The 26,406-nt window shown below is 74.2% G+C and carries 20 protein-coding genes and 1 pseudogene; 9 read left to right on the top strand and 12 right to left on the bottom strand.

From position 1 onward, the window contains the following. The 5 genes and pseudogenes from AC6H2I_RS24970 to AC6H2I_RS24950 all read left to right on the top strand — a co-directional run. Positions 1-196: pseudogene (locus AC6H2I_RS24970) on the top strand (amino acid ABC transporter permease); the annotation flags it as partial. 24 nt (positions 197-220) lie between these two features. Further along, the gene (locus tag AC6H2I_RS24965; protein ID WP_497503470.1) at positions 221-1,027 is read left to right on the top strand and encodes an amino acid ABC transporter ATP-binding protein; all 807 of its coding nucleotides are present in this window, start codon (positions 221-223) and stop codon (positions 1,025-1,027) included. A 253-nt stretch (positions 1,028-1,280) separates the two neighbouring features. Further along, the gene (locus AC6H2I_RS24960; protein WP_497503469.1) at positions 1,281-1,979 is read left to right on the top strand and encodes a response regulator; all 699 of its coding nucleotides are present in this window, start codon (positions 1,281-1,283) and stop codon (positions 1,977-1,979) included. A 184-nt stretch (positions 1,980-2,163) separates the two neighbouring features. Further along, entirely contained in the window at positions 2,164-4,356 is a 2,193-nt protein-coding gene (locus tag AC6H2I_RS24955) for a methyl-accepting chemotaxis protein (protein WP_497503468.1), read from the top strand. 192 nt (positions 4,357-4,548) lie between these two features. Then, the gene (locus AC6H2I_RS24950; RefSeq protein ID WP_497503467.1) at positions 4,549-5,604 is read left to right on the top strand and encodes a type 2 periplasmic-binding domain-containing protein; all 1,056 of its coding nucleotides are present in this window, start codon (positions 4,549-4,551) and stop codon (positions 5,602-5,604) included. A gap of 25 nt (positions 5,605-5,629) precedes the next feature. Here AC6H2I_RS24950 and AC6H2I_RS24945 read toward each other — a convergent pair whose 3' ends face one another. The 7 genes from AC6H2I_RS24945 to AC6H2I_RS24915 form a co-directional block, all read right to left on the bottom strand. Next, positions 5,630-7,609: a dipeptidyl-peptidase 5 gene (locus AC6H2I_RS24945; protein WP_497503466.1), complete on the bottom strand. Its 1,980-nt coding sequence runs from the start codon at positions 7,607-7,609 to the stop codon at positions 5,630-5,632. 54 nt (positions 7,610-7,663) lie between these two features. Continuing rightward, positions 7,664-8,839 carry a TAXI family TRAP transporter solute-binding subunit gene (locus tag AC6H2I_RS24940; protein WP_497503465.1) on the bottom strand — a complete coding sequence of 392 codons (1,176 nt, stop codon included), beginning with the start codon at positions 8,837-8,839 and terminating at the stop codon, positions 7,664-7,666. Positions 8,840-8,949: 110 nt separating this feature from the next. Beyond that, positions 8,950-9,543, bottom strand: coding sequence for a HupE/UreJ family protein (locus tag AC6H2I_RS24935; RefSeq protein ID WP_497503464.1), 594 nt, complete (start codon positions 9,541-9,543; stop codon positions 8,950-8,952). An 84-nt stretch (positions 9,544-9,627) separates the two neighbouring features. After that, on the bottom strand, positions 9,628-12,111 hold the full coding sequence (locus AC6H2I_RS24930) for a TonB-dependent siderophore receptor (protein WP_497503463.1): 2,484 nt from the start codon (positions 12,109-12,111) through the stop codon (positions 9,628-9,630). A 114-nt stretch (positions 12,112-12,225) separates the two neighbouring features. Beyond that, positions 12,226-13,230, bottom strand: coding sequence for a FecR family protein (locus tag AC6H2I_RS24925; protein WP_497503462.1), 1,005 nt, complete (start codon positions 13,228-13,230; stop codon positions 12,226-12,228). Between the two features lie 4 nt (positions 13,231-13,234). Next, positions 13,235-13,753 carry an RNA polymerase sigma factor gene (locus AC6H2I_RS24920; RefSeq protein ID WP_497503461.1) on the bottom strand — a complete coding sequence of 173 codons (519 nt, stop codon included), beginning with the start codon at positions 13,751-13,753 and terminating at the stop codon, positions 13,235-13,237. Positions 13,754-13,860: 107 nt separating this feature from the next. Beyond that, a complete protein-coding gene (locus AC6H2I_RS24915) occupies positions 13,861-14,313 on the bottom strand; it encodes a hypothetical protein (protein ID WP_497503460.1) in 453 nt (150 codons plus the stop codon). A 141-nt stretch (positions 14,314-14,454) separates the two neighbouring features. Between AC6H2I_RS24915 and AC6H2I_RS24910 the strand changes: the two genes are divergently transcribed. Both AC6H2I_RS24910 and AC6H2I_RS24905 read left to right on the top strand, forming a co-directional pair. After that, on the top strand, positions 14,455-15,990 hold the full coding sequence (locus AC6H2I_RS24910; protein ID WP_497503459.1) for a Y-family DNA polymerase: 1,536 nt from the start codon (positions 14,455-14,457) through the stop codon (positions 15,988-15,990). Between the two features lie 37 nt (positions 15,991-16,027). Continuing rightward, a complete protein-coding gene (locus tag AC6H2I_RS24905) occupies positions 16,028-19,159 on the top strand; it encodes an error-prone DNA polymerase (protein WP_497503458.1) in 3,132 nt (1,043 codons plus the stop codon). A 9-nt stretch (positions 19,160-19,168) separates the two neighbouring features. On the opposite strand, the gene AC6H2I_RS24900 is transcribed toward AC6H2I_RS24905, so the two are convergent. After that, complete coding sequence (locus AC6H2I_RS24900) at positions 19,169-19,744, bottom strand: tyrosine phosphatase family protein (RefSeq protein ID WP_497503457.1); 576 nt, start codon at positions 19,742-19,744, stop codon at positions 19,169-19,171. A 119-nt stretch (positions 19,745-19,863) separates the two neighbouring features. Between AC6H2I_RS24900 and AC6H2I_RS24895 the strand changes: the two genes are divergently transcribed. After that, positions 19,864-20,934, top strand: a complete 1,071-nt coding sequence (locus AC6H2I_RS24895) for a saccharopine dehydrogenase family protein (protein WP_497503456.1) — start codon at positions 19,864-19,866, stop codon at positions 20,932-20,934. 12 nt (positions 20,935-20,946) lie between these two features. Here AC6H2I_RS24895 and AC6H2I_RS24890 read toward each other — a convergent pair whose 3' ends face one another. From AC6H2I_RS24890 to AC6H2I_RS24880, 3 genes are all read right to left on the bottom strand, one after another. Next, positions 20,947-21,549 (bottom strand): 2-hydroxychromene-2-carboxylate isomerase, encoded by a 603-nt coding sequence (locus AC6H2I_RS24890; protein ID WP_497503455.1) that lies wholly within the window; start codon positions 21,547-21,549, stop codon positions 20,947-20,949. A gap of 77 nt (positions 21,550-21,626) precedes the next feature. Beyond that, positions 21,627-22,340, bottom strand: a complete 714-nt coding sequence (locus tag AC6H2I_RS24885; protein ID WP_497503454.1) for a response regulator — start codon at positions 22,338-22,340, stop codon at positions 21,627-21,629. A 425-nt stretch (positions 22,341-22,765) separates the two neighbouring features. Beyond that, positions 22,766-23,143 carry a RidA family protein gene (locus AC6H2I_RS24880; protein ID WP_497503453.1) on the bottom strand — a complete coding sequence of 126 codons (378 nt, stop codon included), beginning with the start codon at positions 23,141-23,143 and terminating at the stop codon, positions 22,766-22,768. Between the two features lie 237 nt (positions 23,144-23,380). Between AC6H2I_RS24880 and AC6H2I_RS24875 the strand changes: the two genes are divergently transcribed. Then, on the top strand, positions 23,381-25,474 hold the full coding sequence (locus tag AC6H2I_RS24875) for a hypothetical protein (protein ID WP_497503452.1): 2,094 nt from the start codon (positions 23,381-23,383) through the stop codon (positions 25,472-25,474). A 123-nt stretch (positions 25,475-25,597) separates the two neighbouring features. Here AC6H2I_RS24875 and AC6H2I_RS24870 read toward each other — a convergent pair whose 3' ends face one another. After that, positions 25,598-26,314, bottom strand: a complete 717-nt coding sequence (locus AC6H2I_RS24870; RefSeq protein WP_497503451.1) for a hypothetical protein — start codon at positions 26,312-26,314, stop codon at positions 25,598-25,600. Between the last annotated feature and the right edge of the window lie 92 nt (positions 26,315-26,406).

Here is a 26,406-nt window from a genome sequence, read left to right as displayed (position 1 = left end):
CACCTCGCTGGTCATCATCATCGGCCTCTACGACCTGCTCGGCACGGCCAAGGCGGCGCTGACCGATCCGGCCTGGCGCGGCTACTACCGGGAGGCCTACCTCTTCATCGGTCTCATCTACTGGTGCTTCTGCTTCTTCATGTCCAAGTACAGCCAGTGGCTGGAGAAGGACCTGAACCGCACGCGCCGGCACTAGCCTGGCACTAGGAGAATTCCCATCATGGCCATGACCCAGTCCGCCACCGCCGCCACCACCGGCACCGCCTCCGCCGGCGCGGCGCTGGCCGAGGACGCCGACATCATCCACTGCCTCGGCGTCAACAAGTGGTACGGCGAGTTCCACGTGCTGCGGAACATCGACCTGACGGTGCGGCGCGGCGAGCGCATCGTCATCTGCGGCCCGTCGGGCTCCGGCAAGTCGACCCTGATCCGCTGCCTGAACCGGCTGGAGGAGCACCAGAAGGGCCGCATCGTCATCGATGGCATCGAGCTGACCGGCAACCTCAAGAACATCGAGATGGTGCGCCGCGAGGTCGGCATGGTGTTCCAGCACTTCAACCTGTTCCCCCACCTCACGGTGCTGGAGAACTGCACGCTGGCGCCGATCTGGGTGCGCCGCCAGTCCAAGGCCGAGGCCGAGGCCACGGCCATGCAGTACCTGGAGCGGGTGCAGATCGCCAACCAGGCCCACAAGTACCCGGGCCAGCTCTCCGGCGGCCAGCAGCAGCGCGTCGCCATCGCCCGGTCGCTGTGCATGAACCCGCGCATCATGCTGTTCGATGAGCCGACCTCGGCGCTCGACCCGGAGATGGTCAAGGAGGTGCTGGACGTCATGGTCGGCCTGGCCTCGTCGGGCATGACCATGCTGTGCGTGACCCACGAGATGGGCTTCGCCAAGTCGGTGGCCGACCGGGTGATCTTCATGGACCGCGGCGAGATCGTCGAGCAGAACACCCCCGACAACTTCTTCACCAACCCCCATTCGGACCGCACCAAGCTGTTCCTCAGCCAGATCCTGGCACACTGAATCGGCTCCGCCCGGCCCACGCCTTCCACCCTGTGGGCCGGGCGGAGCCGTTGCCGTCTCCTCCGGTCGGGCACGTCCGGAGGACGGCTGCACTCGGGCCCGCCGCCGGTCGGGCGTCCCCCGCGGGTGATGGCGGCGGGCCCTCTTTTCCTGGAGCGCGCGGCGCGCGGCGCTGGACGCGGCACCGTGACCTGCTCCATCGTTCCGGAGCGCCGCCGTGACGGGGCGGCGAGGCCGGGCAAGGCGGGCACCCATGCAAGCCAACGTGGCGGTAGTCGACGACGACGCGGTGACGCGCGAGACGCTGAAGGCCTATCTCGAGGACGAGGGCATCGCCGTCCACGCCGCCGCCAACGCCGAGGACCTGGAGTCCCTGCTGGCCCGCCAGCCCGTGGACATCGTCCTGCTCGACATCCGCCTGCCCGGCAAGGACGGCCTCACCGTGACCCGCGAGCTGCGCGTCTCCTCGGCCATCGGCATCATCCTGCTGACCAGCCGCGGCGACCGGCTCGACCGCATCGTCGGGCTGGAGATGGGCGCCGACGACTACATCGTCAAACCGTTCGAGCCGCGCGAGGTGCTGGCCCGCACCCGCAACCTGCTGCGCCGCGTGCGCGGGGCCGCCGTGGCCCGCCAGGACCGCCACCGCCGCTTCGCCGGCTGGACCCTCTACGTCGACCGCCGCCGCCTGGTCGACCCCGACGGCGCCGACGTGCGGCTGACCGGGGCCGAGTTCGAGCTGCTGTCGGTGTTCGCCAGCAATCCCGGACGGGTGATGACCCGCGACTACCTGCTGGAAGCCACCACCCGCCGGCGCAGCGACGCCACCGACCGCACCATCGACAGCCTGGTGCGCCGGCTGCGCCGCCTGCTGGAGGACGACCCCGCCGATCCCCGCCTGATCGTCACCGTGCACGGCAGCGGCTACGTGTTCGCCACCGACGTGGCGTGACGGGGCGGCGCCGCGGCGAACGACCGGACCTTGCGTGGGCGCGGCAACAAAATGCCGCACTTCGCTACAATCTGTTCACACCGGCCGTGAACCCTGTTCAAGCCGCCCTGGCATGGTGCCCCCGCATCGCATGGCCCGTCCGCGCACGGCGGGCCCGCACACCTGCGGAGTGGGAGAAACCGACATGCAGCGTCAGGCGGCGGATGGCACCCGGTATCGTTTGTGGACCCTGAGGCGCACCCTCCTGCTGGTGGGTGGGCTGCTGCTGGCCGTGCTCTACGCCAGCCAGACCTGGGTCTCCGACCGTTACACCGACTTCGCGGTGGAGACGATGGACGCCGCCGGGGCCGACGCCGCCCGGGCCCTGATGATGGACCGGGTGCAGACCAGCTACACCGACTGGCTCTACCCCCACGTCGACGAGTGGAGCCGCGACACCTACCTCGTCACCGCCACCAAGGCGGCGGACGCGGAGAAGGTCGGGCTGTCGCTGGACGGCGTCTTCCAGCGCCCGGTGGTGGTGGACCGCGCCGTCAAGCTGGTGGCCCTCAACGTCTTCGACGCCGAGATGCGGCCGGTCGCCGGCTCCAAGCTCGGCCGGGAGGCCACGGTGGTGTCGCTGCCGGACATCGCGGAGGCGCTGCGCGCCCGCGACATCCAGGAAAAGCGCCAGCGCGCCATCCGGCTGTGGCGCACCGCCGACGGGCATCCGCTGTACAGCATGATCGTGCCGATCGGCGGCTTCCGGGTCGCCGGCTTCCTGGAGGTGGTGACGGACCCGCTGGATGCGTTCGCCACGCTGGGCCAGGCGCTGGGCGCCGACATCCGGTTCCTCGACGCCGCGGGCAACGCCATCGGCGAGAGCAACCGCGGCGGTGCCGAACCCCAGGACGGGGCCAACCTGTCCACCACCATGGTGACCGTGAACGGCGACGGCGGCCACCCCTGGGCGACCATCGCCATCGCCCGCGACATCGGCGGCTTCGTCGCCAGCGTCGCCACCCTGCGCAACACGGCGGTGGAGCTGTTCGCCCTGGTCGCGCTGGTCCTGTCGGCGGGCGCCTACCTGCTTCTGCACATGGCGGTGTTCCGCAACCTGCGGAAATTCGCCGGGGCGATGGAGCAGATCTCGCGCGGCGACACCTCCATCGAGGTGCCACGGACCGGGCGCGACGAGCTGGCGGTGATGGCGGCCGCCCTGGTGCGCCTGCGCGGCAACGTCGAGCAGGTCTTCCTGATGAAGCGGATGGTGGAGAGCAGCCCGATGCCCACCGTTTTCCTGGGCGCCGACGGCACCGGGCGCTTCGCCAATCCCGCTGCGGTCGCGTTCTGCGGCCGCCACGGCACCGACGTCGCGACCCCGGCCCTGGTGGGACCGGAGGGCGTGGCCATCGTCGCCGCCAACGACCCCGACGCGCCGGCGGTGCACCGCCGGCTGGTGGCGCTGGCCGACACGTCGGTCGAGCTCAACGTCGACGCCGTGCGGGACGACCAGGGCAACCCCATCGGCAAGGCGGTGACCTGGGCCGACGTGAGCGAGCAGGTGCGCGCCGCCGAGGCCTCGCGCCGGCTGATGGACGACGTGCACCGCGTCGCCTCGGCCTGCGCCCTGCAGGCGGAGCAGCTGCGCACGCTGGCCGCCGCGCTTCAGGAGGAATCGTCGAGCACCATCGCCAGCGTCGGCGACGCCAAGGTGATGGTCGCCGAGGCCGGACGCAGCGCCGACATGGCCCGCGACTGCGGCACCACCTTGATGAAGGACATCGGCAGCGTGTCCTCCCTGGCCGGCCGGGCCGCCTCGGTGGTGGGCGAGGCCATGACCCGGCTCGACGAGACCGGGGCCATCGTCCGCACGCTGGGCGACAACACGGTGCAGATCATGCGCATCGTCGACGTCATCACCGGCATCGCCCGGCAGACCAAGCTGCTGGCGCTGAACGCCACGATCGAGGCCGCCGCCGCCGGGGAGTCCGGCAAGGGCTTCGCCGTGGTCGCCGCCGAGGTCAAGAAGCTGGCCGAGGAGACGGCAAGCGCCACCGTGCAGATCTCCAGCTCCGTCGACAGCATCAACGGCAGCATCCGCGCCACCGTCGGCACCTTCGAGCGCATCGTCGAAGCGGTGGACACCGTCAACCGGGTGCAGGATTCCATCGGCAGCGCCGTCGACAACCAGAACCTCTCCTCCACCGAGATCCTGCGCCGGGTCGACGACATCGCCGGCGGCTCGGCCCGGCTCACCGGCATCATCGGCGGCGTGACCGAGCAGGCCGGACGGGTCGGCGGCATCGCCGACGGGCTGATCGAGAACGCCCACCGCCTGTCCGAGGAGTCCCGCGCCCTCAACGACCTGCTGGCCCGCACCCGCGGCGCCGCCTGAGACACCCCGGGCCAAGCGGCGGCGGCGGCGTCGCGGCGGGGTGTCACGGCGGGGTGTCGCGGCAGGGTGTCTCGGCGGGGCTGTCCGGCCCCCGGCCCCGCCGCTATAGTGGCGGCCGACCACGGCGGGGGAGGACGGCAGACGATGGCACGGCGGGGCGGCGGAACGAGCGTCGGACGGCCCGGGACGGCCTTGGCGTTCACCCTGGCGATGCTGACGGCGGCGCTGCTGACGGTGACGCCGGCGCCGGCCCGCGCGGCGGACCCGGCCCCCGGGGCCGCCATCAGCGACGGCGCCACGGTCGCGGCGGTCCGCGGGCGCGGCGAGCTGATCTGCGGCGAGCGGGCCGGCATCAAGGGCTTCACCCACACCGACGAGCGCGGCCGCCTGGCCGGGTTCCTCGTCGACTACTGCCGGGTCATCGCCGCCGCCGTGCTTGGCGACGCCGAGGCGTTCCAGGTCGCCCGCCTGCCCGACAAGCCGCTGGACTTCGAGGCGGTGGAGCGCGGCTACGTCGACATCGTCCTCACCACCACCACCTGGACGTTGAGCCGGGAGGTCGGCTACGACGTGGAGTTCCTCGATCCCCTCTATTACGACGGCCAGGGCTTCGCCGCCTGGACCGACGACCCGCGTCTGGTGCCGCTCGACCAGCTGGAGCCCAGCACCGTGTGCGTGAAGTCGGCGACGACGACGCTGCGCAACCTGGAGGATTACATCCAGCGCACCGGCCGGCGCTGGTCGATCCGCACCTTCACCACGCTGGACGAGGCGCTCCAGGCGTTCCTCGGCCGCCAGTGCGAGCTGTTCACCACCGACCGCAGCGTCCTGACCACCTCGCTGGCCGGTTACCGCCGCGCCGGCCTGGGCATCCGCATCCTGCCCGACGTCATCTCGCGCGAGCCGCTGACCCCCTTCATCGCCCGTGGCGACCGGGTCTGGTACGACCTGGTCCGCTGGGCCATCTACGCCACCCTGCTGGCCGAGGAGAAGGGCTTCACCGCGGCCATGGCGCGGGCCGGCGACATCCCCGACGATCCCGAACTGGCCCGCCTGCTGGGCGGCCAGACGGTGCCCGACGCCTGGCACATGCCGAAGGACTGGGCGCTCACGGTGATCGCCCAGGTCGGCAACTACGGCGAGATCTTCGAGCGCAACCTCGGCGCCCGCTCCCCCTACGGCCTGGAGCGCGGGTTGAACCGGCCCTGGGGCCTCGGCGGGCTGCTGCCGGTGCCGCTGTTCCAGTAGCGGCGGGCCGGCCCGCACGCCGGCGTCAGTCCAGGTTGCGGATCGGGATCGCCGGGAGGTCGTCGGCCGGGGTGAAGCCGAAGACGCGGCCGTAGAAGTACAGCTCGCCCTCCATGGCGGCGACGATCGCCGCGGCGGTGCGGAAGCCGTGGCGCTCCTCGGGAAAGGTGACGTAGGCGACGGGCAGGCCCTTGGCGTCGATGGCGTCGACCATGCGGCGCGCCTGGTCCGGCGGCACCACCCGGTCCTGCAGTCCCTGGAAGAAGACCATGGGCACCGCCAGCCTCTCCACGTGGTGGATCGGCGAGCGGGCGACGTAGAGGTCGCGGCGCTCCGGATAGGGGCCGACCAGGGTGTCGAGGTAGTGCTTCTCGAACTTGTGGGTGTCGGTGGCCAGGGTCTCCAGGTCGCTGATGCCGTAGCGGCTGGCCCCGGCGCGGAACACGTCGTGGAAGGTGACCGCGCACAGCACGGTGTAGCCCCCGGCGCTGCCGCCGGCGATGGCGAGCCGTGCCGGGTCGGCGAGGCCGCGGTCGGCGAGGTGGCGGGCGGCGGCGACGCAGTCCTCCACGTCGGCCACGCCCCACTCCCCCTTCAGCGCGTCCCGGTAGGGGCGGCCGTAGCCGGTGCTGCCGCGGTAGTTGACGTCGACCACGGCGAAGCCCCGGCTGGTCCAGAACTGGATGCGCGGCTCGTAGGCCGCCGACGCCGCGGCGGTCGGCCCGCCGTGGCTGCGCACGATCAGCGGCGGCCGCTCCCCCTCCGGGGCGCAATAGCGGGCGTTGGCCGGGGGGTAGTAGAAGGCATGGGCCTCGGCCCCGCCGCCGGTCGGGAAGCGGATGGCCCGGGCCACCGACACGCAGGCCGGGTCCGGCCGCTCGGCGGTGCTGTGGCGCACCGTGGCCACGGCGCCGCTGTCGAGGTCGAGGGTGACCACGGCGCTCGGCGTCGCCGGGCCGGCGGCGCAGAAGGTGAGCGTCCGGCCGTCGGCCCAGAGTTGGCCGATGTCGGTGAAGGGCAGGTCGTAGGGGCGCAAGGTGCCGCTTTCCACATCGACCAGCCCGACCGACCAGGTGCCGTCGCGGGTGACGGCGCAGGCCAGGGTGCGGGCGTCCACCACGGCCACGTCGCGGATGCCGAAGACCCACAGCGGGTGGGCGAACTCCGCCGCCATCGGCAGCAGCGGACGGTCGGTCGCGCCATCCCAGACATACAGGTTCCACCAGCCGCTGCGGTCGGACACGTAGGCCAGCCGGCCGTCGGGCAGCCAGACCGGCTGCACCACCGATTCCGCCGGCCCGCCGGCCACCATCGTCGGCGCCCCGAGCCCGCCGTCGGGGTCCAGCGGGGCGACCCACAGCCGGGTGGCGTCCCACGGCATGGCGGGATGGTCCCAGGCGATCCAGGCCAGCCGGCCGCCGTCGGGCGACAGGCGCGGGCTGGCGTAGAAATCGGCGCCGGCGGCCAGCACCGTGACGGCATCCCGCTGCCCCGCCGGGTCGAGCGCCACGGCGACCAGCGTGGTCGCGGGCGCGTTGTCGCCATCCGCGGGGCGGCCATCCGCGGGGTGGCGTTCGCGCACGGCGACCAGGCGGTTGCGCGCCGCATCGTGCTGCGGGTCGGCGAAGCGGTCGGTCCCCGGCCGGGTCAGCGCCACCGGGGCGGCGCCGGCCCCGGCGCAGCGGTGCAGCGCCTGATCGCCGCCGGAGCAGAACACGATGTCCGTCGCGGCGGCGTCCAGCACCAGGAAATCGCCGCCGCCGTACTCGTTCGCACGGCCGTGGACGTCCCAGCCGGCGCCCAGCAGGTCGCTGGCCACCCCGTCGGCGCCGAGGCGCACCGGCACCGTCCGCCCGCCGTCGGAGGGCCGGGACTCCAGCCACACCGTGGTGTCGCCGGACCGCCACGGCGCGCGCAGCCCGACCCCGCCGGCGGTGAGGCGGCGCGGGCTGACCGGCGACTCCCAGGTGCCGTAGGGGGCGGTGATCGGGGCAGCGTCGGGCATGGCGGATCTCCGCATCGGCAGGGACTCGGTCGGCCGGACTCGGTCGGCCGGGGCTCAATCGGCGGCGGCGGGGGCACCGGCCGGAGGGGGGGCGGCGGGGGCCGGGGCGGCCACCGGGGGCGGCTTCGGTTCCGCCTCGTTGGCGGCGTTGCCGATCAGGCCGATCTCCCGGTAGTAGCGTTCGGCCCCGGCGTGCAGGGGGATGGAGACGTTGGCCACGGCGCTGGTGGGGTCGAAGCTGCCGCCCTTGGGATGGCCTTCGGCGATCAGGCGGCGCGTGCTGTCGTGCCACAGCGCGCGGGTGATGCCGTGGATCAGGTCCGCCGGGCGGTCCGCCCGCACCACGAACTCGGCGCCGACGCTCAGCACCGGCGTGTCCGGCACGTCGGGGTAGGTGCCGGCCGGCACCGAGGTGTCGATGAAGAATCGCTGATGCGCCTTCAGGCGCTGGGCCGCCGGGCCGTCGATGGGCAGCAGCCGCACCGCGACCCGCGAGGCGACGTCGGAGACCGCCGCGACGGGGAAGCCGCCGACGATGAAGAAGGCGTCGAGGTCGCGCCGCGCCAGCCGGTCGGCGGCGGTCCCCGGCTTGAGATAGCGCGGCTGGATGTCCTTCTCCGACAAGCCGTAGGCGTCGAGGACGACGCGGGCGTCCACCAGGGTTCCCGATCCCTCCTCGCCCACCGACACCACCTTGCCCTTGAGGTCGGCGACGCCGGCGATGTCGCCGTCGGCGCGCACCACGATGTGCACCGCCTCGGTGTAGAGCGTGCCGATGCTGCGCAGCGAGTCGAACGGGGGCTGGCCGTCGTAGATGCCGTTGCCGGTGTACGCCCAGAACACCACGTCGGCCTGGCCCAGCGCCGCCTCCGCCCCGCCGGACCGCAGCAGCTCGATGTTCTCCACCGAGCCGGAGGTCGCCTGGGCGACGGCGATCAGGCCGGGCACGCCGCAGCTTCCGCCGCGCTCGCACGGCCGCGACCCGGGCGGGTTGGAGATGGCGTTGGCGATCAGCCCGCCGATCGGGAAATAGGTGCCGCCGGTGGTGCCGGTGGCGATCCGGAAGAAGCGCAGATCCTGGGCCGCCGCCGTCCCCCCCGCCAGCCCGCTGCACCCCGCCCACAGCGCCAGCCCGCCGGCCCCGGCCAGCAGGTCTCGTCGGGTGGCCGGACGGCCGGGACCGGGGACGGGGCGGGCGGGGCGGGCGGCGTGGTCGGGGTCGCGCGGCACGGCGGTCCTTCCTCGGGCAAACAGGCCGCCCCCGCCTTGCGGGCCGGGGCGGGGCACGGGAACCGGGACACAAGATACCAGCCCCGTGCCTTTTTCAAGGCGACCCGGGTCTAAAGGACGCCGGCGAGGTCCAGAACGCCGACCACCGCGACGGCCACGCCACACATCTGGACGGCGCGCGTCGACACCGCCTGCCACAGCACCGCCACCAGCCCGACCCCGGCGGATGTCAGCAGCAGCACGGCGCAGGCGAAGCCGGCCCACGCGGCGGGGGGGCCGATGCGGACGTAGCCGTGGAACACCGCCGCCACCGCGGCCAGCACCATGGCGAGCACCAGCGGGGCGCGCACCGCCCCAGCCACCAGGGCGCCCAGCACCACCAGCGATCCGGCCAGCCCCTCCGCCGCGTAGGGCAGGCGCACCCCGGCCTGGGCCGCCAGGGCGGCGGCCAGCGCCGCCACCAGCGCCGCCAGCGGCAGTTGCCAGGCCGCCGCCCCGCCGTTCTGGCCGGCCCACAGGCCGATGGCCAGGAATCCCAGGAGGTGGGACAGCACCACCAGCGGGCCGAGGAACCCGCCGCCGAAGGCGGTGCCGGTCAGCACCGTGCGCGCCTCCGCCGGCGCCGCCGCCAGCAGCACGGCGGCGGCGAGCGCGCCGCCCCACCGGGCGCGGGAGCAAGGGTGGTCGGTGCGGCGATGGTCCATGGGTCCGGTCTCCGTGGCGTCCGTGCCGTCCTGTTTAGACGGATGGACGCCGCGGAGAAAGGGCCGGCTCGCCGCGGCCGACGATCACCAGCGGTAGGTGAGGGTGGCCAGGACCTGGCGGCGGTTGCCGTAGAACACCGTGTCGTCGTAGAAGCCGGGGGTGAAATACTCCTTGTCCGTCAGGTTTGTGGCGTTGACGGCGAGGCTCGCGCCGGCGAGCTCCGGCCGCAGCGCGCCGAGGTCGTAGCGGACGGCGGCGTCGAACAGGGTGTAGCCCGGCACCTTCACCGTGTTGGCGGCGTTGTAGGAGCCGCCGACCCGGCGCACGCCGGCGCCCAGCCCGAGGCCGCGCAGCGGCCCGTCGGTCACCGTGTAGTCGGCCCACAGCGCCGCGGTGTGGCGCGGCACCGACGCGGGCGTCAGCCCGACGCTGCTGGTGGTCGAGCCGCTGGCCGGGTTGTCCTTGGTGATCTCGGCGTCGGTGTACGCATAGGACGCGATGACGCTCAACGCGTCGGTCAGCGCCACCTTGCCTTCCAGCTCGACGCCCCGGCTGCGAACCTCCCCTTCCTGCACCGAGAAACCGGAATAGAGCGGATCGTTGGTGACCACGTTCTCCTGGGTGAGGTGGAACAGCGCGACGCTGACGACGCTGTCCCACCCCGAGGGCTGGAGCTTCACGCCGATCTCGTACTGGGTGCCGGTGGTGGGCTGGAACATCCCGCCGCCGCGTTGCGGCGCGTAGGTGCCGCTGCTCGGCTGGAACGAGGTGGCGACGCTGGCGTAGGGGGCGAGGCCGTTGTCGAAGAGGTGGACGACGCCGGCGCGGCCGGTGAAGGCCTGGTCGCGGGACGATTGTTCGGTGTCGGCGAGGCGGTCGTAGGAGGTGCTGCGCACCCAGTCCTGCCGCCCGCCCAGGGTCACCACCCAGCCGCCGTAGCGGATCTGGTCCTGAAGATAGACGCCGACCTGATCGACCGTGCTCTTTTCCGACGCCCAGGGCGCGGCGTAGACGAAATCGGTGACGCCATAGACCGGGTTGAAGATGTCGATGGTGGCGGTGTTGATGGAATTGCGCCGGGTTTCCTTCTGCCAGTAGGTGCCGTAGTCGACGCCGGCCAGCAGCGAATGGGCGAGCGGGCCGGTGGCGACGGTGCCCTGAACCGCGGTGTCGACCAGGATGCTGCGGGCCTCCTTCGGCCGGTCCTGGACGCCGATGGGGTAGAAGCGGCCGTCGACCAGGGACACCGGCCAGGTGGCCGCCCAGGCCGAGCGGAAGTCGACGTCGGTGTGGAGGTAGCGGGCGTTCTGGCGGACGCTCCACCCCGGCGCGAACGCGTGCTCCACGTCGTAGCCCACCGCGGTGTTGCGGACATGCCATTCCGACAGGCCGGGTTCGCCGAGGTAGAGGTCGAAGGGGATCTGGCCGGCGGGGTTCTCGTACAGGCTGCCGACCATCGGGATGCTCTGCTCGGCGCCGCTCAGCCTCAGGTCGAGGTGGCTGGCGAGCACCGTGACCCGGGTGCGGTCGTCGGGCTGGAAGGTCAGCGCCGGGGCGACGTAGACCCGGTCGTCGGGGGCGTGGTCGACCTGGGTTCCGGAGTCGCGGGCCAGCGCCGTCAGGCGGTACTGCCAGCGCCCCTCGCCGTCGAGCGGCCCGCCGAAATCGGCCGCTCCCTGGAGGCGGTCGTGGCTGCCGCCCTGGAGCTGGACCTCGTGCAGCGGCGTGCCGGTCGGGCGCTTGGTGGTGACGTTCACCAGCCCGCCCGGCGTGCCCTGCCCGAACAGCACCGAGGCCGGCCCCTTCAGGACGTCCACCTGCTCCAGCCCGTAGGGCTCGATGGTGGTGTCGTAGGGGTTGAAGCTGGCGCGCAACCCGTCGCGGTAGAGGCTGAACAGGCCGGCGTCGCGGAAGCCGCGCAGGTAGATGTCCGGGGCGCCGGGACCGCCGGGGTAGTCGATCACGCGCACGCCCGGGGTGTACGCCAGCGCGTCGTTGAGGTCGTCGGCGGCGCGCCGGTCCAGCTCGCCGCGGGTCACCACCGACACCGATTGCGGCACCTCAAGGAGCGGCGTGTCGGTCTTGGTGGCGGTGATGCTGCGCTGCGGCACATACGTCTCGGCCGCCGCCCCGCGCCCGGCCGTGCCCTCCACGGTCACGGGATCGAGGGTCATCGCCCCCCCGGCCGCCGGCGGCAGCAGCGTCACCGCCGCCGGACCGGTGACGCGCCAGCCGATGCCGGTGCCGTCGAGCAGCGCGCGCAGCGCCTCCTCGGCCGTGGCGGTGGCGGCCAGGCCGCCGCTCGCCCGGCCCGCCACCGTGTCCGGGGCGTAGGCGATCTGCAGGCGGGCCTGGCGGCCGAGCGCCTCCAGCGCCTGCTCCAGCGGCCCCGCCGGGATGGCGAAGGCGATGGGGCGCGTCACGGCCCCCCGGGCGGTGGCGCTCGGGGAGGCCGTCCCTTGAGCCGCCGCCGCCGCCGGCATGCCAGCGGCCAGCGCCGTCCCCAGGCACGCCGCCACCACGCGGCGGGTGCGCGCCCCGCCGGCCTTGCTCCGTGAAACGCCCATCCTGTCCTCTCGATCCGGTTCGTCGCCGCGTCATGCAGGTGCGACGCATTCTCATGAACCAGGACGGACGAGGCCGCCGGCTTTCAACAGCGCCGGCCGAAAAAAACGTGCCGGTCAGCCCGCATCGACCAGCAGAAGCCAATCGGCCAGGCGGCGCACCCGTCCGCCATAGGGGTGGACGGCGGCGCGCAGGGCCGCCTCGGGCCGGGTCAGGTCGAAGACCCCGGACACCGGGCGGCGGCCGATGGCGTCGTCCAGCACGAGGATGCGGCCGGGGTACCAGCGCCCCAGTTCGCCGGCGACGTCGGCGATCGGCCGGCGGTCGACCATCAGCATGCCGTCGCGCCACGACGCCACCCGGTCGGGCGCGGTCCGGCCGGTCTGCGCGGCCGTTGCGCCGTCGTCGGCCGCCGCCAGCCACTCGCCCGGCCCCAGCGCCGCGTCGGGTGCGGGGGCGGCGCCGGGGGCGCCGTCCACACGGGCATAGGCGCGGCCCCGGGTCACCGAGACCGCGGCGCGTCCGTCGTGGCGGCGCAGCTCGAAGGCGCCGTCCGCCGCCTCCACCCGCAGCCGGCCGGCAACGGCGGCCAGCGGCCGGTCGGGATCGGTGCGCGCCTCCACGAAGGCGAGTCCGTCGAGCATCTCCAGCCGCCGTGCCGCGCTGCCATCGATGCGCGCGACGCTGTCCGGACCCAGCGTCATCCGGCTGCCCTCGGCGAGCGGCACCTCGCGCGTCTCGGCCGTGCCGGTGACCAGGTCGCCGCGCAGGCTGCGCAGCGCCGGCGGGGCCAGCGCCAGCCCGGCCACCCCGGCCGCCAGCGCCCCCGCACCGGCCAGCGCGGCGCGCCGGCCGAGGCGCGGTCCCCGGGTGGGCCCGGGGTGGTGAAGCGGGAGGGGAACGGCGGCCATGGCGGGGCCGGGCGGCAGCGCGCCGGCGACCCGCCACACCCGCTCGGCTTCCGCCCACCGGGCGGCGTGGGCCGGGCTGCGGGCGCACCAGCGGCGCGCCTCGCGGTCCGCGGCGGCGGGGTCGGTCAGCGCCTTGACGCGGAGGACGGCCTCGATCGCCTCCTGCCAGAGGGGGTCGCCGGAGGGCGGGGTCGCGGATCGGTGGGGCACGGGGTCAGGCCTCCGGGGCCTCGTTCAGCGCGGTGCGCAGGGCGGCGTAGGCGTCATGGATCATACGCCAGACCACGGTCACGGACACCCCCAGCTCGCGGGCGATCTCGGTCTGGCTGCGTCCGCCCAGGCGGTGCATCTCGAAGGCCCGGCGGGTGCGTTCGGGCAGGGCGGCGATGGCGGCCATGGCGCGGGCCAGCTCCTCGCGGTCGGCGGCGGCGGTTTCCGGCGACGGCGCCGGCGCCACGAGGCCGGCCAGCGCCGCCTCGCCGTCCTCGGCCGGGCGGGCGACGCGGCGGTGGCGGTGATGGTCGATGGCGAGGCGGGCCGCGGTGGTGAAGAGATAGGCCCCGGCGTCCTTGATCTCCGGCGTCGCCGGGGCGCTGCGCATCAGCCGCATGAAGCATTCCTGGACGAGGTCGGCGGCGTCCTCGCGGCACGGCACGCGCCGGGCGAGGAAGCGCAGGAGGTCCGCGCGGTAGCGCCGGAACAGGCCGTTGACGTCCAGTGTCGCTCCCACCACCACGGCCCCCCGCCCTGCCCCGCACCCCACAGGCTTAGCGAAGCTGCGAACGACTCGCAATGTCAAAGCGGCGGAAGGCCGGGATCAAAGCGGCGGAAGGACGGGCGTCACCGCGCCAGGGGATCGCGCGTCAGGTCGTTGAGGCGCTGCTGGCGCTGCATCAGGTCGCGTTCCTGGAACGGGTCGAGGCGGCCCAGCGCGCGGTCGTGGCGGAGCCGGTCGAGGGCGGGCTGGTCGAGGTCGCGCTTGAAGGCGTCGGTGGCGCCGCGGATGTCGGGCGGCAACGGGACCGGCGCCGGCGCCGGTCCGGCGAGGGAGGGCGACGGCGGCGGGGTGGAGCTGCCGCGCCGCGCCGGCGGCCGGCCCTCCGGCGGCGGCGGGCGCTCCCCGGCCGGCGTGTCGCGACCGGCCTCGGGCGAAGGCACGGCCGGAGCGGCGGCGGGCGGCGGCTGGTCGCCGATTCGCCCACCCGGGGTGTAGGTCTGGAACTCGGCGGCGGCGGCGCTTCCGGCGGCGGCGCAGAGCACCGCCAGGGCCGGCAGCAGCATGGAAAGCGTCATGCCCGCCATATCGGGGCCAAGCCCCAATGCGGCAAGCCCGCCTTGCGGCGTAGGCATCCCCTGGGGACTCCACGGGGACCGCGATTCGCCCTATCATGTTCCTGTTTTGTTCGTATTCATGGGGTGCGGAAGGAGGACGGCATGGCGCGGCGCATCCTGTCGCTGTGGCTGCCCCGGCTCGCCACCGACGCGTGGGCGCGCCGGCAGGACGAGGGGGCGGGCGGCCGCCCGGCCGCCGCGGTCCTGGCCGAGCGGGGCCGGCGGGTGGTGGTCGCGGTCAACCGCGTGGCGGAGCAGGCCGGGGTGCACCCCGGTGCGACGCTGGCCGACGCCCGCGCCGTGGAGCCGGGGCTGGCCGCCTTCGACGCCGACCCCGAGGGCGACGCCCGCCGGCTCGACCGGCTGGCCGACTGGGCGCTGCGCTACACGCCGTGGACGGTGCCGGACGGCGGCGACGGGCTGCTGCTGGACGTCACCGGCTGCGCCCATCTGCTGGGCGGCGAGCAGCCCCTGCTGCGCGACCTGGCGGGGCGGCTCGCCGCCGCCGGCTTCGAATCGCGCGCCGCCATCGCCGACACCCCGGCGGCGGCCTGGGCGGTCGCCCGCTGCGCCGCAGCACCGCTGCGCGCCGTGCCCCCCGGCGGCCAGCGCGCCGCGCTGGACCCGCTGCCGGTGGCCGCCCTGCGCCTGCCGGCGGCCGCCGCGGAGGGGCTGGCGGCGGTCGGCCTGCGCCGCATCGGCGACCTTCACCCGGTGCCGCGCGCCGCCCTGGCCGCCCGCTTCGGCGAGACGGTCGGCCGCCGCCTCGACCAGGCCCTGGGCCGCCTCGACGAGCCGCTGTCGCCGCGCCGGCCGGTGCCGGCCCACGCCGCCCGCCTCGCCTTCCCCGAGCCGATCGCCGCCCCCGACTCGCTGGCCGGTGCCGCCCGCTGGCTGCTGGAGCGCCTGTGCGCCGGGTTGGAGCGGACCCAGGAGGGGGCGCGCCGGCTGGTGCTCGACGCGCACCGCGTCGACCGCCGCCTCGACGACCCGGCGCAGAGCCTCGCCATCGGCACCGCCCGGCCCCGCCGCGACCCGGCGGGGCTGCTGCGCCTGCTGGGCGAGCGGCTGGAGCGCCTCGCTCCCGGCCCGGGGTTCGAGGCGATGATCCTGACCGCCCCCGAGACCGCCCCCCTCGGCGCCACCCAGATCGGCCTGGACCGTCTCGGCGAGGATGGCGACGCCGCCCCCCTGGGGGAGCTGGTCGACCGCCTGGGCAACCGGCTGGGGCCGGAGTCGGTGCTGCGCCTGGTGCCGCGCCAGAGCTGGCTGCCGGAACGGGCGGTGGCGGGGTGCCCGCCGCTGGGGACTCCGCCAGGGGCACCGCCGGAGGTGCCGGCCTGGCCGGCCGGCCGGCTGCGGCCGGTGCGCCTGCTGGCCCCGCCCGAGCCGGTGGAGGCGATCGCCCCCATCCCCGACGACCCGCCGGTGCTGTTCCGCTGGCGCGGCGCGGTGCACCGCGTGCGCCGCGCCGACGGGCCGGAGCGCATCGAGGCGGAATGGTGGCGCCAGGAGGGGGAGCCGCGCGACTACTACCGGGTCGAGGACACCGACGGGCGTCGCTTCTGGCTGTTCCGCCACGGCCTCTACCGGCCCGGCGTCAAGGCCGCCTGGTTCCTGCACGGGTTCTTCGGATGAGGGACGGGACGGCCATGCCCGCGACGGGGAGGGTCCCTTGACCGCCCGCTACGCCGAGCTGCAGGTCACCACCAACTTCACCTTCCTGGAGGGCGCCTCCCACGCCGACGAGCTGGCGCTGACCGCGGCCAGCCTGGGGCACGCGGCGCTGGCGGTGACCGACCGCAACAGCCTGGCCGGGGTGGTGCGCGCCCATGTCGCCGCCAAGGCCAGCGGGCTGCCCCTGGTGGTGGGCTGCCGGCTCGACCTGACCGACGCCGGCAGCCTGCTGGCCTACCCCACCGACCGCGCCGCCTACGCCCGGCTGTCGCGCCTGCTGACCCTGGGCAAGCGGCGCGCGCCCAAGGGGGCCTGCTTCCTCGGCCGCGCCGACGTCCTGGAGCACGCCGCCGGCCTGCTGTTCCTCGCCATCCCCCCCGACGACCATCGCGAGCCCGGCTTCGCGGCCGAGCTGCGGCGCTGGCGCGGGGAGCTGGGGCGCCACCTGCACCTCGCGGCCAGCCACCGCTACCGCGGCGACGACGCCAAACGGCTGGCCCGGCTGGCCGCGGTGGCGGCGGCGGAACGGGTGCCCCTGGTGGCGACCAACGACGTGCTCTACCACGGGCCGGGGCGGCGGGCGCTGGCCGACGTGCTGACCTGCATCCGCACCCGCACCACCGTCGACACCGCCGGCTGGCGCCTCGCCGCCAACGCCGAGCGGCACCTCAAGGGGGCGGCGGAGATGCTGCGCCTGTTCCGCGACCGCCCCGACGCGGTGGCGCGCAGCGCGGAGATCGCCGACGCCTGCCGCTTCTCCCTGGACGAGCTGCGCTACGAGTACCCCGACGAGGTGGTCGGCGACGGCCGCACGCCCCAGGAGACGCTGGCCGCCCTGACCTGGGCGGGGGCCGCCGGGCGCTACCCCGGGGGCGTGCCGGGCGGCGTGCGGGCGGCCCTGGACCACGAGCTGGCGCTGATCGGCCAGCTCGGCTACGCCCCCTATTTCCTGACCGTGCACGACATCGTCCGCTTCGCCCGCGACCGCGGCATCCTCTGCCAGGGCCGCGGCAGCGCCGCCAACTCCGCCGTGTGCTTCTGCCTGGGCATCACCGAGATCGACCCGACCCGCTTCGACCTGCTGTTCGAGCGCTTCGTGTCGGCCGCCCGCAACGAGCCGCCGGACATCGACGTCGACTTCGAGCACGAACGGCGCGAGGAGGTGATCCAGTACATCTACGCCAAGTACGGGCGCGAGCGCGCCGGGCTGGCCGCCACCGTCATCCGCTACCGCAGCCGCGCCGCCATCCGCGAGGTCGGCGCCGCCATGGGGCTGTCGGCCGACACGGTGGGGCGGCTGGCCGGCACCGTCTGGGGCTGGAGCCGCGACGGGGTGGACGCCGAACGGGCCCGCCAGGGCGGCCTCGACCCCGACGACCCGCGCCTCGCCCGCACCCTGGAGCTGGCGCGCGAGCTGATCGGCTTCCCGCGCCACCTGTCCCAGCACGTCGGCGGCTTCGTCATCACCCGCGGCCTCTTGAGCGAGCTGTCGCCGGTGATGAACGCCGCCATGGAGGACCGCACCACCATCGAGTGGGACAAGGACGACATCGACACGCTGGGCATCCTCAAGGTCGACGTGCTGGCGCTGGGCATGCTGACCTGCGTGCGCAAGGCCTTCGACCTGATCGCCCTCCACCACGGCCGCACGTACACCATGGCCACCGTGCCGGCCGAGGACCCCGCGGTCTACGAGATGCTGTGCCACGCCGACAGTCTGGGCGTCTTCCAGGTCGAGAGCCGGGCCCAGATGTCGATGCTGCCGCGCCTGCGGCCGCGAGAGTTCTACGACCTGGTCATCGAGGTCGCCATCGTCCGCCCCGGGCCGATCCAGGGCGACATGGTGCACCCCTACCTGCGCCGCCGCCGCGGCCTGGAGCCGGTGGAGTACCCCTCCGACGCCCTGCGCCAGGTCCTGCACAAGACCCTGGGCGTCCCGCTGTTCCAGGAGCAGGCCATGAAGATCGCCATCGTCGCCGCCGGCTTCAGCCCCGAGGACGCGGACCGCCTGCGCCGGGCCATGGCGACCTTCCGCAAGACCGGGCTGGTCCACACCTTCCGCGACCGCTTCGTCACCGGCATGGCGGACAACGGCTACGCCCCCGACTTCGCCGAGCGCTGCTTCCGCCAGATCGAGGGCTTCGGCGAATACGGCTTCCCCGAGAGCCACGCCGCCAGCTTCGCCCTGCTGGTGTACGTGTCGGCCTGGATCAAGCGCGTCCACCCCGACGTGTTCGCCGCGGCGCTGCTGAACAGCCAGCCCATGGGCTTCTACGCCCCCGCCCAGATCGTCCGCGACGCCGCCGAGCACGGGGTGGAGGCGCGGCCGCCGGACGTCAACCGTTCGCAGTGGGACTGCACGCTGGAGGCGGGAGAGGGGGAAACGCGCCCCCTCCGGCTCGGCCTGCGGCTGGTCAAGGGGCTGGCGGAGGAGGACGCCGAGCGGCTGGTGCTGGGGCGCGGCGCCGGCTACCGCTCCGTACGCGACCTGTGGCGGCGCGCCCGACTGTCCCTGGGAGCGCTGGAGCGGCTGGCCAGGGCGGACGCCTTCGGCTCGCTGGGGCTGGACCGGCGGGCGGCGCTGTGGGCGGTCAAGGCGCTGGGCGCGGACCCGCTGCCGCTGTTCGCCGGGCTCGACGGAGTGGAGGCGGTCGAGCCGGCGGTGGCGCTGCCCGGCATGGCGCTGGGCGAGCACGTGGCGATGGACTACGCCAGCCTCAGCCTGTCGCTGAAGGCCCATCCCCTGGCCCTGCTGCGCGACGGGCTGGCCGGGGTGGCCCCGGCGGAGCGCCTGACGGCGGCGCGCGACGGGGCGCGGCTGACGGTGGCCGGGCTGGTGCTGGTGCGCCAGCGGCCGGGCACCGGCACGGTGATCTTCATCACCCTGGAGGACGAGACGGGGATCGCCAACCTGGTGGTGATGCCGCCGGTGTTCGAGCGCTTCCGCCGCGCGATCATCGCCGCCCGGCTGCTGGCGGCCACCGGGCGGGTGGAGAAGGAGGGCGAGGTCATCCACCTCAAGGTGGAGCGCTTCGTCGACCTCACCCACCGCCTGGGCGAGCTGACGGCCGACCACCACCGTCCCCCGCCCCCCGAGCGCACCTTCCCGGACGGCCGCAACTTCCGCTGAGAGACCGGCTCAGTAGAGTCCCTCGACCTCGCGCTTGCGGCCGTTCTCCAGCATGAACGTCACCATGTCCGGCCGCTGCCGCGCGTAGGCGCGGTGGCGGGCCCGCACCGCGGCGACCAGATCGCCGCCGCGGCCCAGCATCGCGTCGGCGTACTCCGTCATCAGCAGGTTGGGCCACGCCTTGTCGCGGATCGACACCACCGCGGCCATGGCGTCCGCCGCCGGCCGGTCGGGGCGGGCCTGGGCCAGGATCATCGTCAGCGCCGCGGTCGAGCGCGACACCCCGGCGTGGCAGTGCACCAGCAGGTGGCCGCAGCCCGCCGGCTCGCTCAGCAGGTCGCGGCCGAAGGCGAGGATGCGCTCCACCTCGGCCGGCGTCACCGCCCGCATCGACCCTTCCGGCTCGATCACGTCGTGGAACCGCAGCTCCAGCCGCTCGTGCTCGCCATAGGCGCCGAAGACGGTGGGCTCCGGGTGCTCGGGGTCGAGGATCGACAGCACGTGGCTGACCCCGGTCTCGCAATGGCCCGACAGCTCCTCCAGCCCGCAGACGGTCACGGCGAAGGGGACGAAGGTGTGCGGCATGAAACACGCTCCTTGATGTCACGGAAGGGGGCGGCGGCGGGCGTGGGCTGGACAAGGGCCGGTCCGCGTCCCACCCTGAAAGATCGGGACGACCATACCGCATGGAAAGGGGACGGATCATGACGCACGTCCTGCTGCTCGGCGCCGGCAAGATCGGCAGCATGATCTGCCACCTGCTGCACGCCACCGGCGAGTACGCGGTGACCGTCGCCGACCGGGACGAGGCCTGCCTGGCCCTGATCGCCCGCGACGAGGCGCAGTGCCGCACCCTCGACGTCGCCGACCCGGCGGCGCTCGCCGCCGCCATGGCCGGCCACGACATGGTGATCTCGGCCCTGCCCTACTACCTCAACGCCGCGGTGGCGGAGGCGGCGCGCGGCCAGGGCGTCCACTACTTCGACCTGACCGAGGACGTGGCGACCACCCGCCGGGTGCGCGCCATCGCCGAGGGCGCGGCCACCGCCTTCATGCCGCAATGCGGCCTCGCCCCCGGCTTCGTCTCGGTGGTCGCCGCCGACCTGGCGCGCCGCTTCGACAGCCTGCGCGACATCGCGATGCGGGTCGGCGCGCTGCCCCTCTACCCATCCAACGCCTTGAAATACAATCTGACCTGGAGCACCGACGGACTCATCAACGAGTACTGCAACCCGTGCGAGGCGATCCACGAGGGCGCCCTGCGCGAGGTGCTGCCGCTCCAGGGGCTGGAGACCTTCTCCCTGGACGGGGTGGCGTACGAGGCCTTCAACACCTCGGGCGGGCTCGGCACCCTGTGCGACACCCTGGCCGGGCGGGTGGAGTCGCTGAACTACAAGACCGTGCGCTATCCCGGCCACCGCGACCACGTGAAGTTCCTGGCCCAGGACCTGCGCCTGGGCGAGCGCCGCGACCTCTTCAAGGACGTGCTGGAGAACGCCGTGCCGATGACCAAGCAGGACGTGGTTCTGGTCTTCGTCACCGTCGGCGGCCGCCAGGAGGGGCGGCTGATGCAGGAGAGCTTCGCCAAGAAGATCTACAGCGCGCAGCTCGGCGGCAAGCTGTGGAGCGCCATCCAGATCACCACCGCCGCCGGGGTGTGCGCCATGGTCGACCTGCTGCGCGGCGGCAAGCTGCCCCAGGCCGGCTTCGTCCGCCAGGAGGACGCCGACCTCAAGGACTTCCTCGCCAACCGCTTCGGCCGCCACTACGCGTGACGCGCCGCACCCTCACCAGCCGCCGCTCTCCAGCCAGCGTTCCACCATGGGCAGGCGGTCCCAGCCCCAGAACGGTTCGTCGTCGACCATGATGAAGGGAGAGCCGAACACGCCGCGGGCGATGGCCTGGTCGGTCTCGGCGCGCAGCCGGTCCTTGACCACCGGATCCTGCATGGCCGCCGTCACCTCCGCCCCGTTCAGCCCCAGGGCGGCGGCGACCTCGACCACCGCGTCGGCACGGCCGATGTCGCGGCCCTCGCCCCAATGGGCGTGGTAGAGGGCCGCCGCCAGCCGCTTGGCCTGGGCCTCGCTGCGCTCCTGCAGCCACCAGACGGCGCGCGCGGGCAGCAGGGCGGACACCGGCATCACGTCGGGAAAGCGGAAGGGGCAGCCCAGCAGGCGGGCGATCCGCCCGGAGTCGTGGGCGAGGTACTCGCCGCGCAGCGGCTGCTCCATGTTCGGCTTCATGCCCGTGACCTTGAACACGGCGCCCAGCAGGATCGGGCGCCAGCGCACGGCGCGGCCGTGGCGCGCCGCCAGGTCGTCGATCTGCAAGCTGGCGAAATAGCCGTACGGCGAGGCGAAGTCGAAATAGAAGTCGATGGCGTCGGCCATGCCCGTCCCTCCCGGTCGTGGTCGACGGAGGCTAGACCGCGGCCCCGGCCCCGGCAAGGGCGGGGACGGGGCGGGCGTCAGATGGCCCGCACCTTGGCGTCGAAAACGTAGCCGGCGCCGCGCTCGGTCTTGATGATGCGCGGCTCCTTGGGGTTCGCCTCGATCTTGCGGCGCAGGCGCAGGATCAGCACGTCGATGGAGCGGTCGAACACCTCCGCCCCGTCGGCCCGGGTCAGGTCGAGCAGCTGGTCGCGGGTCAGCACCCGCTGCGGCCGCTTGACGAAGGCGGCGAGCAGGCCGAACTCCGCCTTGGTCAGCTCGACCTCGCGCCCCTCCTGGTTGCGCAGGCGCTGGGCCGTCAGGTCGAGCTCCCAGGTCGCGAACTGCACCACGGCGCGCAGGTCGTCGGCGGTGCGGGCCGGCCGGCCCTCCCCCGCCACCCGGCGCAGCACCGCCTTGATGCGGGCCAGCAGCTCGCGCGGGTTGAACGGCTTGGTCAGGTAGTCGTCGGCGCCCAGCTCCAGCCCGACGATGCGGTCCACGTCCTGGTCCTTGGACGACAGGATGATGACGGGGATCAGCGATTCGGTGCGGATCTGGCGCACCAGCCCCAGCCCGTCGCCGTCGGGAAGCCGGAGGTCGCAGACCACCAGGTCGATGGGGTCGCCCTCCAGCGCCTTGCGCGCCGCCGCCGCGTCCGGCGCCGTGGTCACCCGGTAACCTTCCGACGACAGGTAGGAGTCCAGCAGCTCGCGAATCGGTTCGTCGTCATCCACCGCAAGGATGTGCATCTCCGCCCCCTACCCCCCTGTTCCCTGCCCGCCCGGCGCCCCCACGGCGCGTCCGCCTCCCCGCCCGAAGAAGCCCGCACCCACCGTGTCGGTTACAGCCTTGTAACACAGGGGCCCGCCGCAGCGAAAGAGTGTGTGCCCTGAAACCCCGTGCGACGGGCGGGAAACCAAAAGCCCCGCGCCCTGACATCAAGGAGACATGGAGACGCCCTCAAATGAAGTCGTTGGATGCGTGACCTCCCGCCGGAGGGCGCCGGATGGACGATCCGCCCGTCGACGCCGCGCCGGCACGGCTTGAGCTTCCCGAAGCGCCCGGAGGGTGACCGGATGCTTCCCCTTGCCTCCCCTCCCCGTCCCCCGGGGAGGGGATTTTTTTGCGTGGCGTCCCGGAGGGGGCCCCCCGGTGGACCGGACGGGCGGGCTGTTCAACGGCGCGCCGTCACCTCGACCTCGATCTTCATGCGGGGATCCACCAGCCCGCACACGATGGTGGTGTTGGCCGGCCGCGACTCGCCGAGGTACTGGCCCAGCACCGGCGCCACCGTGGCGAAGTCGGCCGCGTCGGTCAGCATGACGCGGACGCGGACGACATCGGCGAAGCCCGCCTTGGCCTGCTGCAGGGCCGCCCCGATGTTGCGGAAGGTCTGGTGGGCCTGCTCCACCACGTCGTCGGCGATGGTGCCGGCGGCGTAGTCGAAGCCGGTCGTCCCGGAGACGAACACCCACCTGCCGTCGACGACCGCGCGTGAGTAGCCGGCCACCGATTCGAACGCCGATCCGGACGAAATGAGGGTGCGCGCCATGACTGTGTGTCCTCTTCTGAGCTCGCGTGCGAGGGCGGAGAGGATCGCACACGGCGACCACCGCGCAACGCCAAAGTTGGAAAAACCGCGGGGCGCCGGGGCGACGGCCGGCCGCCGGGCGTTGCATGGGGGGCCGGGCGCGCGCACCCGGCCGCCATCGCCGCCGCATTGTTTCCCGATTCCGCCGCTATGGATGGCCGGGAAACAACCCCGATCCCCGCCAACGGAGTCTCCGCCATGCCCCACCGCCCGCACCGCGCCGCCCGGCCGACGCTCGCCGCCGCCGCGCTGCTGCTGGTCGCCGTCCCCGCCCACGGCGCCGGGCTCGACCTCAAGCGGGTGCTGCTGTCGACCGGCGGCGTCGGCTATTTCGAGCACGAGGCACGGGTGACCGGCGACGCCGTGCTCACCCTGGACGTCCGCCGCGACCAGATCGACGACGTGCTGAAGAGCATCGTCGTCTACGACGACGCCGGCGGCGTCGGCACCATCGCCCTGCCGGGCGAGGCGCCGCTCGACCAGGCGTTCCGCGACCTGCCCTTCGACGCCGCCGCCCTCGCGTCGCCGGCCGCCCTGCTGGAATCCCTGCGCGGCGCCGAGGTGCGGGTGCGGGGCCCCCGCGAGGTTGCCGGGCGGCTGCTGAGCGTCAACGCGGAGACCGTCCAGCTTCCCGACGGCGGCGGCACGACGACCCGCCACCGGGTCACCCTCGCCACCCCGGCGGGCCTGCGCCAGCTGGTGCTGGAGGACGCGGAGTCGCTGCTGTTCGTCGACCCGGCGCTGCAGGGCCAGGTCGACGACGCCCTGGCCGCCCTGGCCGAGCATGGCGAGCGCGACCGCCGGCGCCTGACCGTCCGCACCACCGGCGGCGACACCCCGCGCACGGTGCGCGTCGGCTACGTCGTCGCGGCGCCGCTGTGGAAGGCCACCTACCGCCTCACCCTTCCCGGCGGCGGTGCCGGCGCCGGCGGCGCCGGCGCGCTGCAGGGCTGGGCGGTGCTGGAGAACATGAGCGGCGGCGACTGGCGCGAGGTTGACCTGACGGTGGTGTCCGGCAATCCGGTGACCTTCCACCAGGCCCTGTACCGCTCCTACTACGTCGACCGCCCGGAGGTGCCGGTGGAGGTGCTCGGCCGCGTGCTGCCGCCGCCCGACGAGGGCAGCCTGGCCATCGCCGAATCGGCGGACGCGGCCTCGGCCAAGGGCGCCCCGCCGTCGCTGCTGCGCATGGGCCCGGCCGGGGCGCCGCCGCCGGCCCCGGCCATGGCCGCCGCGCCGGAGGCCGCGCCGGTGCCGCAGCGCCCCGCCGACCTGCTGGCGGCGGACAGCCGCGAGGCGACGGCCCAGGTGGTGTTCCACTATCCCAGGCCGGTGACGGTGGAGAGCGGGCGCTCCCTGATGCTGCCCATCGTCGCCCGCCCGGTGCCGGCGGAGACCGTCGACCTCTACCGCCCGGACACCCACCCGCGCCACCCGCTGGCCGCGGTCCGGGTGACCAACGACGCCGGCAGCGGGCTGCCCCCCGGCGTGCTGACCCTGTACGAGCAGGGCGGGCCGGCGGCCGGGGTGTCGTACGTGGGCGACGCCCGCCTCGCCGCCCTGCCCGCCGGCGAGGACCGGCTGCTGAGCTTCGCGCTGGACCAGACGGTGACCGTCGACCGCGTCGAACGGCCGAGCCAGACCCTGACCCGCGCCACCATCGCCGACGGCATCCTGCGACTCACCGTCGAGGAGCGCCGCGCCACCACCTACACCCTGGCGGCCGCCGCGGCGGCCCCGGCGGCCCCGGCGCGCACGGTGATCGTCGAGCACCCCCGGGCGCCCGGCTGGGAGCTGGCGGAGCCGGCCGCGGCGACCCCGGATGGCACGGCCGAGGCGACGGCCGACGCCTACCGCCTGCCGGTCGCCGTGCCCGCCGGCGGCAGCGCCACGCTGGAGGTCGTCATGCGCCGTCCGCGGGTCGACCGCATCGCCCTGACGGACCTGGCGCCCGAGCGCGTCGCCGCCTACGCCGACGCCGAGGCCCTGGCGCCGGCGGTGCGCCAGGCTCTGCAGCGCACGGCGGAGCTGCGCGGCGCCCTGGCCGGCCACCAGCGGACCGTGACCGACCTCGAGCGGGAGCGCGAGGAGGTGCTGCGCGACCAGGACCGGCTGCGCACCAACCTGGAGGCGCTGCCGCGCGACAGCGACCTCCACCGCCGCACCCTGGACAAGATGGGCGAGCGGGAAACCCGCCTGGAGACGGTCACCGCCGAACTCGCCACCGCCCGCCAGGCGGTGGAGACGGCGCGCGCGGCGCTGGCGGCGTTCGTCAACAGCCTGTCCCTGTAGCGGCTCCGCGCTCGCCCCGGCGCGCCCCCGCTGGGCGCACCACAAAAAACCCTCCCCCGCGCCAGCGGGGGAGGGTCGGGGTCGAGGCGGCGGGCGGGCCCGATGGGACGCCCGCGGGTCGGATCAGTGGATGACGATGTCGGCGTCGCGCAGGCCGGCGATGCTGGCGGTCTCGTAGGTGACGAAGTCGTCGACACCCTGCGGCTGGCCGTACCACCAGCCGGTCATGGTGGCCGCGGCCATCTGCACCGCCGACCCGGCGGCCTGGCCGCTCTGGCCGAGCAGGCCGGCCGCGCCCTCGGTGAGGGCCGCCATGGTGGTCTGGACCGTCTCGACCGGCGCGCTCAGCGCCTTCGCCACCTGTGCCCCGACCGCGGCCGTGGCCTTGTTCGCGTTGTCGAACAGTGCGGCGATCTGGGTCTGGGCGGTGTCGCGGATCTGGTCTTCCTCTTCCCACGCCCAGACGACGCTGGCCGAGGCCACGCCGGCGGCGATGCCGCCGCCGCAGCCGATCGCCCCGATCTCCAGCAGGGTCATGCCGGGGCCGGCGCCGAGCGCCGCCGCCACCGCGGGGGCCACCGGGCTGGCCAGCAGCGCCGTCACCGCCATGGCACCGACGCCGGCGATCACGCATTCATTGGCAAGATAGCGGGCCATGGACGGGGTCGAGTTCAGCGGCTCGATCCGGTACCACATGAAATCCTCGACCACCGCGCCCGACGGCAGGTCCGGGGCCGCCACCGCCGATTGGGGAGCCGGTGCGTCAACGCCGTCCGCCAGCGCGGGGGTGGCCACCAGAAGGGCCGCCAGGCTCGCTCCGATCACAGACGTACGCATCATCGTCCCCCCTCGCATTCCCCGCCGATCGGCCTGCCCCGGCCCCATCGGCTTCCCACCAAAGTCCGAGCACATTGCTAAAATGCCCGCAGCAA

This window comes from Azospirillum sp. NS33 (assembly GCF_059703765.1).
This window is presented reverse-complemented; position numbering and strand designations above follow the sequence as displayed.